The sequence below is a fragment of the Acinetobacter sp. V2 genome (assembly GCF_001188385.1).
Taxonomy (GTDB): Bacteria; Pseudomonadota; Gammaproteobacteria; order Pseudomonadales; family Moraxellaceae; genus Acinetobacter; species Acinetobacter oleivorans.
The window spans coordinates 119,553-129,822 of the sequence record NZ_JZFB01000005.1 but is presented as its reverse complement, the minus strand read 5'-3'; the positions used below and the strand labels follow the sequence as shown (position 1 = coordinate 129,822).

The 10,270-nt window shown below is 37.6% G+C and carries 8 protein-coding genes and 1 pseudogene; 4 read left to right on the top strand and 5 right to left on the bottom strand.

Translation table 11 applies throughout. The annotated features are described in order from the left end of the window. Nucleotides 1-407: 407 nt before the first annotated feature. The 4 genes from UC75_RS15245 to yccS all read right to left on the bottom strand — a co-directional run bounded on the left by UC75_RS15245 (nt 408) and on the right by yccS (nt 6,896). Nucleotides 408-1,193: a YdcF family protein gene (locus tag UC75_RS15245; RefSeq protein WP_049838072.1), complete on the bottom strand. Its 786-nt coding sequence runs from the start codon at nt 1,191-1,193 to the stop codon at nt 408-410. 114 nt (nt 1,194-1,307) lie between these two features. Beyond that, nucleotides 1,308-3,890 (bottom strand): PepSY domain-containing protein, encoded by a 2,583-nt coding sequence (locus UC75_RS15240; protein ID WP_049838071.1) that lies wholly within the window; start codon nt 3,888-3,890, stop codon nt 1,308-1,310. A gap of 155 nt (nt 3,891-4,045) precedes the next feature. Next, nucleotides 4,046-4,621 carry an SdpI family protein gene (locus tag UC75_RS15235; RefSeq protein ID WP_013196917.1) on the bottom strand — a complete coding sequence of 192 codons (576 nt, stop codon included), beginning with the start codon at nt 4,619-4,621 and terminating at the stop codon, nt 4,046-4,048. Between the two features lie 100 nt (nt 4,622-4,721). Next, a complete protein-coding gene (gene yccS, locus UC75_RS15230; protein ID WP_034596023.1) occupies nt 4,722-6,896 on the bottom strand; it encodes a YccS family putative transporter in 2,175 nt (724 codons plus the stop codon). Between the two features lie 127 nt (nt 6,897-7,023). Between yccS and UC75_RS15225 the strand changes: the two genes are divergently transcribed. Next, complete coding sequence (locus UC75_RS15225) at nt 7,024-8,238, top strand: multidrug effflux MFS transporter (protein ID WP_049838069.1); 1,215 nt, start codon at nt 7,024-7,026, stop codon at nt 8,236-8,238. A 25-nt stretch (nt 8,239-8,263) separates the two neighbouring features. Here the strand turns inward: UC75_RS15225 and UC75_RS15220 are convergent, their stop codons facing one another. Continuing rightward, nucleotides 8,264-8,971 carry a nitroreductase gene (locus UC75_RS15220; RefSeq protein ID WP_049838068.1) on the bottom strand — a complete coding sequence of 236 codons (708 nt, stop codon included), beginning with the start codon at nt 8,969-8,971 and terminating at the stop codon, nt 8,264-8,266. A gap of 507 nt (nt 8,972-9,478) precedes the next feature. Here UC75_RS15220 and UC75_RS15215 point away from each other — a divergent pair. The 3 genes and pseudogenes from UC75_RS15215 to UC75_RS21950 form a co-directional block, all read left to right on the top strand. After that, nucleotides 9,479-9,682: a hypothetical protein gene (locus UC75_RS15215; RefSeq protein ID WP_049838067.1), complete on the top strand. Its 204-nt coding sequence runs from the start codon at nt 9,479-9,481 to the stop codon at nt 9,680-9,682. A 157-nt stretch (nt 9,683-9,839) separates the two neighbouring features. Next, complete coding sequence (locus tag UC75_RS19020) at nt 9,840-10,007, top strand: hypothetical protein (protein ID WP_116772752.1); 168 nt, start codon at nt 9,840-9,842, stop codon at nt 10,005-10,007. A 99-nt stretch (nt 10,008-10,106) separates the two neighbouring features. Beyond that, nucleotides 10,107-10,270 (top strand): annotated as a pseudogene (locus UC75_RS21950) (sodium:alanine symporter family protein); the annotation flags it as partial.

The window sequence follows — 10,270 nt, the reverse complement described above, 5'->3', positions numbered from 1 at the left end:
GCAGAATGTCGGCGGTTCGATCCCGTCAGCGCCCACCATTATTTCTTTCAGAAAATTTAATTTCCTAAATTAATTCTTCCATAAATATCTTATGCTTGCATGTAAACTTATTTACTATGTGATTAAGTATGGGTTCAAATTTTCTATTCTAAAAAAATAAAGTTTTACTCCTTTAAGTTATTTTTCTATTGATTTCAATTTTTTAACTTTAGTACTTCTATACTTATGCCTTCGATGGGTTCCTGATCCTCATTAAATTTGTTTCATTTGAGACTAAATATAAGAATTTAATCTGCAATTTATTATTTTCAGCTTAGATCGACTTTATATTTGTACTGATTGCTAATATTTTGGCAAATAAAAAAACTGCTATTTTTTTGAATAGCAGTTTTTCGACTAAATTACTTTTAATATTCGTTTAGAAGCCATCCACTCGCATACGCGAAATATTCACGTAACCATGCATTATAGCGAGTAGCTAATGGTGTTTCGGCTGCTACTCCATAAACTTGGGTATAGCCCTGTTTTTTTGCAATTGCTTCTGCTCTAGGAATATGAAAATCACTTGTAACAATAGCAATTGGTTGGTTTAAGTTAATGTGCTGCTGTGCTAATAGTGGTTGACTATTTTTCAAATTAAGCTCAGTGCTGGTACTTTTATCTTCAAGAATCATCCGTTCTTTTGCAATATGATACTTTTGCTGAAGATAACGAGACATCACTAATGCTTCGCTTTCTTTTTCTGAAAAATCTAAACCACCTGTTAAAACAACTTTTGCTTGCTGTTGTTTAAGCGCTAAAGGGGCGGCTGTATCTAAACGTTTTGCAAGAATTGTAGATGGTTGACCATTTTCGACACCGCTTCCTAAGACAATAATTGCTTTTACTGGAGGAATATTATCTGAAGTATCTTTATTTTCTTTAATAAAGCTAAAAAAATAGCCTAAGCCAGTTAGCCATATCCAGAAGCATAGCCACCCAAAACGCCAAAGCGTGTGTAAGCGATAATGATAGAAGAAAAAGCGCTCTAAGTGATAATAAAATAAAGAATAAAGGCAGAAGAAAGCACCTAAAATGAAAGGAATAATTGTGCCTACATTAATTTTATTGAGACAAATTAAAACTAATCCATCTAGAAATAAAATCGAACCAATGATTGCTAGGAAAATACGGATCCACTTACTGACTTGCATTGTGCTTAGAGTTGCAATTTAAATTGCAGACAGTGTATGCAAAATCATTCTGAATGCAATAAAAAACCGAGTAAAGCATTTAAGCTATTACTCGGTTTTTGTTTTTATTGGTCTTTAATAGACATCACGGCGGTAACGGCCTTGTTGTCTTAGCTCATCTACTTGTTCTTCACCCAGAATTTCGATAAGTGCTTGATCAACTCCGCTTGCCATACCATCAATACTACCGCATACATACAGAACAGCACCGCGTTCTATCCAGCTTACTAATTCTGCTGCATTCTGACGGATTACATCCTGAACATACACACGTTTTTCTTGATCTCTTGAAAATGCTAAATCAAGGCGTTTTAACATTCCTGTTGTTTGCCATGCCTCAATAGTTGATGAATAGAAGAAATCACATGCTCTTTGACGCTCACCAAAGATTAACCAGTTTTCAGTGTAATCATGACGAGTACGGGTGTGTAATAGGCTCATTAAGCCAGCAATACCTGTTCCGTTACCAATACAAATAATAGGACGGTTGTCATCAATAAGATGGAATGATTCATTGGTACGAATACGTAAAGCAATTTCATTATTAACTTGCGTATGTTGAGTGAGCCAGCCCGAACCTAAACCTAGGTTACCAGATGCGTCATATTGTTGACGAACAACCAAACGAAGCACTTGCTGAGAAGGAATACTCGCAATCGAATACTCTCGCGTTGGTAAGTTAGGGAGCTGCTCTAATAAATGGTCCAGATTCGCAAAGGGTTCAATTTCGCCCGTTAAATCTTTATTCCAAAGTGCTTTTTCGATTGGAATCTGTAATGAGTCAACTTTTGTATTTTTAAGAATATGATGCTTCTGCAAAAAGTCGTGAATACGTTCAGGGCTATTACCTGGTTGAATTTCAGCAATATCACCTGCTTGCCATAGTGCTTCGTGCTTTGCATTAAGCTCAATATTATAAGCAGGTTGACCTAAGCTATTTGGATTGAGTAGGTCACGTTGTTGCAGTACCCATGTATCAAATACTTTTTCTAAGTTTACCGCATGCAAATCTAATTTAGTTGCTTTCGCGAGTGCCTGATTCCAGTTTTGAATATCCGATAAGTTTGCATTATCAACTTCAATTGTACTAAAGAGGGCATGAGCACCATTAGTTTTAAGCCAGAGGTCTACCTCATGTCCAAAGCTACAATAAGTATCAGGATATTCTTTAGAACCTAATGCCAAAACAGCATAGTTGATGTGTTTAAGATCTAGATTTGCTTTTAAAAGCTTTTTAGCAAAGCTTGTGGCGAGATCTGGTGCATCACCAGTACCATAAGTACTGATTACAAATAGAACCTGCTCATGCTGCTCTAAATCAGACTGTGTGAGCTGCTGTACAGGTTTAACCTGAACAGGTTGATGAGCTTCTTGTAAACTTGTTGCCGTACTCCAAGCGAGTTGTTCGGCTACACCTGTTTGAGTTGCATAGGTAATAAGCCAAGGTTTCGCATTTGGATCAATGTATTGTCCAGCTAAAGACTGACGAGCCGCCTGCGTTAATTTTTTCTGTTTACGGCGTTTAAGATAAAGCATCCATCCTGTGACCAAGAACAAAGGCATGGCTAATGAAGCAAGCATTGCAACAAATTGATAAATTGGTCCAAAGAAACTACCACGATGCACCGGTAACATGCTGCTCATGATCTTTTGATTAAGCTTTTTATCTTCGTAAAGCTCCATCTTTTCGATATTACCAGTTTGATAATTATAGATGGCTTGGTTACGTGCACGCTCATGTTGTGGCGTAGCATCGACAAAGCTTAACTCAACTTTTCCATCATCTTTTTTCGGTAAGTTCAATGTTAGTGTCGAATAATCGCGCCCGACCTGACTATTGAAGCCACTCCATGTTTGATTAAGTGCTGTAATGAGCTGAGTATTATCTAATTGAGGCTCTGATTTTTTATCCTTATTACGGTCAGATTGTTTACCTTGTTGCATTCCGCGATTTTGAGGAGTGGCACCATGACCTTGTGGTTTAGGTTGTTCAACTCCCATCACTTTGAACATGCCACTACGCCACCAGTCATAAGACCAATATAGACCTGTACAAGCGAAAAGAAGATAAAAAACAATGACCCACGTACCCACAACAGCATGTAGGTCCCAAATAAAATTTCGGCCTTTGAGTTTCGGCTTCACAGCGAGCCATTGACGAGCAGAATGCTTTTTAGGCCAGCGTAAATATAGCCCACTGAGTACGAAGTAAATTAACATCAGTGCGCATGCACCAGTAATTTGTTTGCCAACTTCACCAGCTGTTAAATTACGATGAATTTGTTGTATCAATATCAACAGTTTTCGGCCTTTAACATCGGGCAGAACTTGAGCGTTATATGGATTAACCATCATATTGTAGCCACGACGTTCACCTTCTTTTTCAATATTCACAACAGAAGAAGAGGTGGGGTCCTTGGCAATCGTAATGCTATTAATTTTAATTTCAGGCTGAGTTGTATTGAAATGTTGATATAGCTGAGCAGGAGTTAATTTTGGAGTGTTTTCAGCTTGAACAACATAACTATCAGAATTCACCCATTTTAAAATTTGTTGATCATAAGAATAAATTGCACCTGTTACACCCATAATAGATAAGATGAGGCCAGCAGTAATACCCAGAAACCAATGAATTTGAAATAAAATTTTTTTAAACATGGTCGAAAATGTAAATATGATGGAGATCTTGTAACGAAGTATAGCCGAAGATTGAGTAGATAATATGGATTTTGGAGATAATATTAATTTTCATTATCATTTATTTTTACTTTAATAAAAAACCTCCATCAGGAGGCTTTTTATAGAATCTAAAATTACAAGGTTTTTGGTTCGCCTACAGATTCTTTTAAGTGGGTACGAATCGTATTGAAAGAAAAGTTCTTAGAATCCATGCGCTTAGGTAAAATATAAGCACCTTGCTGCTCTTGACCTTTTGGATCTTTTACTTTGAAATTGACCAAAATGAAATCAGGTGCGTTGTACCATTCGTAGATATTTTTCCATCCAATTGTACCAACGCCTTCTTGAAGGCCCATTTGCTGACGCATCACGATGCCATGAGGCTGTACACCTAAACGAATACCTTTGATTTCCTGTACCGGAAATTCATTCATTTTGCGTTTAACGTACCATTCTAATCCGTATTTACGACCTAGGTAGTAAAGTACTACAGCGACAATAGCAACCCAGCAAAAAACAGTAGAGTAGTTCTTAATAAAAATAAGACCTAATATAGCTAGGGCTAAAACGACACCCATAATTGCCCAAATTTTTGTGCTGATTTTATTAGTGCTGCGCCAGATAAGAAGCTGTGCATTACGTTGCTCAGCTTCTGACACGTCATATGGAACAGGCTGAAGCGTATAAGCGTATAAAGTTTTCGCGGTCATAGTGCAAATAACAAATTGTAAACTGTTTTAAGTTTAGCACTAATTGGCATAAGTCAGGAAAGGATATTATGCCAATTTAATACTAAATTCCGAGGCAAATTTATAATGATGCAAGCTCACTAGCATCATTATCAAGATCATGACTTAGCCGTTGTTTTAACATACTAAATCGGTTCAATACACCAAGCATGAGCGAGAGCTGTTGTAAAATAATGAGTGATTTTTGGTCGTCTTCATCATTTTGGCTTAAACGTTGACGTATCGTTTGGAGCATATTTTGTGCTGTAAGATCAGGCATTTCGTCTCTTAATAGCGCCCCTTGAATATCATCAAGGGCTTGGTCTAATAGTTTAAGGACAGCTTGATCCTGAATGTTTTCTCGATGTGCTCCAAGTGCTGCGATATAACTTAAAAATGTATGGTTTAAACATAAAAATTCAAAAATATCGGATTTACGAGTCGGGTCAAAGTCTGGTTCAGTTGCTAAAGTTGAAATAAGTGAAGCAACTTCAGCATCTGTATTATGTGCAGCTCGACGTACAATTCGGTAATTTAGCGCATGATTACGGCCTTCATGATATTGTTTGACGACTTCAGCTAAATAATTACATTGGGCTTGTAGTGAGCGTCTGATGTTGCGAGGCAAACGTCGAAACTTCCAGTCAGGCCAAATAAAGGTCACCCCAAACCAAGCTAAAGCACATCCCATTAAAGTATCTACAAATCGAGGAATGGCAGCAGCCATTGCTGAACCATCTAGATTAAAGTTAATTAATGCCAAAATGGTGATAAAGGCAGTTGCCTGTGCATATTGTTTACTGCGTAATTCAAAAAACAGGACTCCACTTAATATCAACATGAATAGTTGTCCTTCTGTCGAAGGAATTAAGAAGATAATCGCAAGTCCAACGACAATACCCACTAACGTCCCAACAATTCGTAAACGTAAGCGGCGCTTGGTCGCGTTAAAGTTGGGTTGGCTTACAAATAGAGCTGTAAGCATAATCCAATAGCCATATTCAATATGGGTCATTTGAATAAAGACATATCCGATAAACAAAACAATCGAGACGCGAATCGCGTGGCGGAATAGCACTGATTCAGGAGTTAAGTTCTGTTTTATTCGGATGACAATATCATTCCATCCTTGTAAATCATCATCTTTCAGCTGGTTCTCGGCTTGTTTTACTTTATCAGATTGAATGTGTTGTTCAGTTTCCAAGTTGAGTAACTGGGAATCGATAGACTTTAAATTTTGGTATAAAGCGAAAAGAGCATTTACCCATAAAAGGTCATAATGCTGATCGCGTCTTAGCTTCTCTAAAGATAGTCTTAAGTTCTCAAAACTCTGCTTGAAGCGTTTGTTATGGTTATAAGGTTTGCGTTGCAAAATACATTCATTTAACTCTTGGCAAGCTTTACCTTGAACAGCCAAAATTCGTTGGAATCTAAATAAAATATCACTGTGCTGAAAAATTTTCGCTAATTTTTGATAGTCAATATGGGCTGAGTCAGCACGTTCATGAATATCTTGAGCAACAAAATAATAATGTAAGCTTCGGCGTGTATCTTTTTGTCCACGGTCACCTTTTAAACGAGTCAGTAAAGCTGTTTTTAAGTCATTAAAAATCGTAATTAATTTACCATTTTCTAACGACAGCTCAATCATACTTTGCTGATAGCTGGCAGGAGTCATATCTACATCAAACAAATTTGATTTTGCGAAAAGAAAATCACCTAGGGATGCATAAGATGCAGCCAGTTTGTCTTGTAGTTGTCGAACCGGAAATAATAAAAAGCTAATAGTAGCAATGAGGCCATACCATGCAGCACCTGCAACTAAAAGGGCCGGTTGAATATACCAGTGATCAAAAAGATGAACACCTAGCATGGTATAGACTGAAACAACTAAACAGCCATAAGAGATGGTTGCGTAACGACGTCCTAATGAACCGAGTAAAATCCAGCCAATACATGATGCAATTAACCCTAAAGCAAAAGCCATTGGGTAGGGGAAAAGTAGTTGTACGGAAGCAGCGGTAACGAAGAACCCAATATAAGTATAAATCAGGTTCATGATTCGCACGGAAAAGCGATCATCAATATCGCTTAAACCTGCTGCGACTACACCTAAAGTGAGTGGAATGGTTGCTAATTGATAGCCTAAAAAATAAGGCACGAAAGCAGTTCCTGAAAAGGCTATCAGCATTCGTACGTTATACATAAATGTTGTGTTATAAGTCGCTCTTTTTAGGCGTTTAAACCAAGATTTCAAAGGAAGTCCTTGCTGATCAACCTGAGTGATAAAGGATTTGTGTATTTCTACACCAATGTTGCACAAATCATACGATAGACAGTGTAAGCTTGTCTGTATGCAAATGATTGAAAAATGAAATATCGTTATGTCTGAACAAACAGCCCAGCGTCAATACTCTATTGGCTGGATTATGCTGCTCGCTTTGCTTACGGCTTTAGGGCCATTATCCATCGATATGTACTTACCTGCTTTGCCACAAATGGCTCATGATTTTGGGGTAAGTACGCAAATGGTGGCAAATACATTACCAGCTTACTTTTTTGGTTTAGCTGTTGGGCAATTGGTTTATGGTCCTCTAAGCGACCGTATTGGTAGAAAAAAACCACTTTACTTTGGCCTCGCACTTTACGCAGTCGCAAGCTTATTTTGCGTATTGGCGACAAATGAATGGGGCTTGATTGCTGCTCGTATTTTGCAAGCTTTAGGTGGCTGTGTGGGTGTGGTTATGGCTCGTGCAGCAATACGCGATAAACTAGACGTTCAAGGCTCGGCACAAGCTTTTTCAAGCATGATGATTGTAATGGGACTTGCACCAATTTTGGCACCTATGATTGGAGCATGGATTTTAATCTGGTTTCCTTGGCAAGCTATTTTTATTGCCCTTTCAATTGTCGGCGTCATATGTTGGTTGTGTGTACATTTCTTCTTTAAAGAGACATTAGCAACTGATAAAAGGCTTAAGCTTTCACCATATCAAGTAGTGACCCTCTATGGGGCTATTTTCAAAGATACGAGCTTCCGTTTACCTATGTTTGCAGGGTGTTTAACAGGAGCAGCACTATTTTGTTATATCAGCTCAGCACCAGCAGTGTTTATGGATCAGTACGGACTTAATCAGCAAGAGTTTGCTTATGTATTTGGACTGAATGCTTTTGGCATTATGTTGATGTCATCTTTAAACAAGCACTTAACAACACGTGTTGAAATCACTAAACGTTTAAGAGCTGGTTCAATGGTACAAGTAACAGGAGCAAGCATTGTATTAATTGCTGGTTTAATTCCTGCGGCACCTTTATGGCTTGTAATGTTAGGGCTATTTTTAGCGATTTCAGGGATTGGTTTAACAGGACCAAATGCAATGGCGTTGGCAATGTCCAAACAAGGCGCTCGCGCAGGGACAGCGAGTGCAATCATGGGAAGTATGCAATTCGCTTGTGGCCTGTTAGGTGGTGTATTACTTAATTTCCTTATTTGGTCTGCGTCGCTCAATATGGGCGTGATGATGGTGTTATTTACACTAAGCGGTTTTATTGTCGTATTAAAAGCGACGAAACAGGTAACAATAAAGCCATTCTCATAGTTTTAAGAGAATGGCTACTTATATATTATTCGTCTAGAAAAACTGCGAAATTTTCAACGGGTTCTCTAGGGGTTATAAAGGTATTTACAATGTGGTTGGGATCAGCATGGCCTAACGCAATTGCACATACGAGCTCTTCTTCATCTGATGCACCCAAGATATCTAAAACAACAGGGTGAAAATGGTTCCAAGCTGCTTGTGGGCATGTATCTAAACCACGTGCCTTAGCAGCAACCATCACGTTCTGGATCATCATTGCGATATCCATTTTAGACCCGATTCCCATCGTTTTATTGACAGTAAAGAAAAGGCCGACTGGAGCATCGAACAGTTTGAAATTACGTAACTGTTGTTCTGCCATTTTTTCTTTTTCACCTTTTTTAATTTCGAGTAGACCATAGAGTCCCCAACCATTTTCACGGCGGCGATCAATAAACGGCGATATCCATTTCTCAGGATAATAGGCAAAGGTTTCTTTATATTTTTCTGCAAGTTCTGGTTTTTTTGAAACTTCAATTTGTGCTGCACAAACACGCTTTACCATTTCATCACGCTTGTTGCCTGTTACCACATAGACTTTCCATGGTTGAGTATTTGTTCCAGAAGGTGCTCGACTTGCGACTTGTAATATATCCTTAATGACTTCTGACTCAATTGGAGTATTTAAAAAAGCGCGGACAGAATGTCGAGAAGTGATAGCTTCATCAACGAGACGAACTTGTTCCAGATTCATGAGTACTCCTACATCTTTTTCGTAAATATTTCATACTTTTTGAAGTTTACTTTCATACTTTGAAAGTACTTCATTTATAAGCAAAAAATATTAGAAAAGAGATATGCTTACAGGTATGATAATTTAATTAGTCTAGACATATTGTCTGATTAATCATAATTCGAATATGCCACTTTAGATTTAAATAGACAAAATAGTGTGATTTTGTCGGTTATAAAAATAAAAGCATAACGGTGAGTGGGTGAAAAATATTCAATTGAAATAAAGGTATAATATGTTTAAAAACAGTACAAAACGGATAGTTTTATATAAAATATGACCATTTTTTATATAAAATTTTAATGAAAAATATACACAAAACTTTAAATTTCTGCATAATACCGACTTTTTTACGCAGGTATGATTTCTCCATACTCACGTTAGGAAATAGTGGCTGCAAACAAAATCCTTTTACAAAAAGGATTTAGATGCAGAAATGGAGAAATACACGAGGTATAGGAGCTTTACATGAGTTTACCACTCATCAACAAGCAGTTCATGAAACAAGGATTGGCGATTACCATTGCAACCATGAAAATGAACGTAACTCAAGCAGCTACTGGGCCACAAAAAATACAACAGCTTAGTACAGGTCTAAACGCACTCTTCTTTGATCATGGAGAAAAGGGCGCAGATAGTCGCATTATGGCGATGGCTCGTTACAGTCTTTGAAATTTATATCCAGTTTAGACATTTGTTCAAAAGTATATGTAAATATGCTTATTGGCTTAAATCCAGATTTTGTAAAACTCGCTTAACTGATGGGAATCATTAGACGAGTTTATTTAGCGGTGGTCATTTGTTAGTTTCCAAGTTTGTAGCTGAGTCGATGCATACTGTTTTTCCGAAAGCGGAAAAGTTCAGTAGCGCAATGATATTATTTTATCTGAAGGTCGCTTTCTCTCATGCAACCTTCAAAGGCTTAGTGTTGGGCATGATGTTGCTTAAACTTGTGACGGTAATTGCTATTCAATTGACATTAAAAGTTTTTTCTTGAATTTACTGAAAAGTCCCGGTTTCTAGGGGCTTTTTTGTTTATTGCAGTATTTTGGCATGTGCTTTTAGCACATTAGCAAGGAACGTAAGCGGACCGAGTATGAATGAACAACTCAATGCCACACTGATGTCGTGGGTAAAATTTTTTAATGACCCTTTATGGGACTTTTTGGTTATTTTCTTGCTAGCTGTAGGTATTTTTTATACGGTCTTAACAGGAGCTGTGCAAATTCGCATGTTCTTGCAAAGTATCCGCGTGATGAA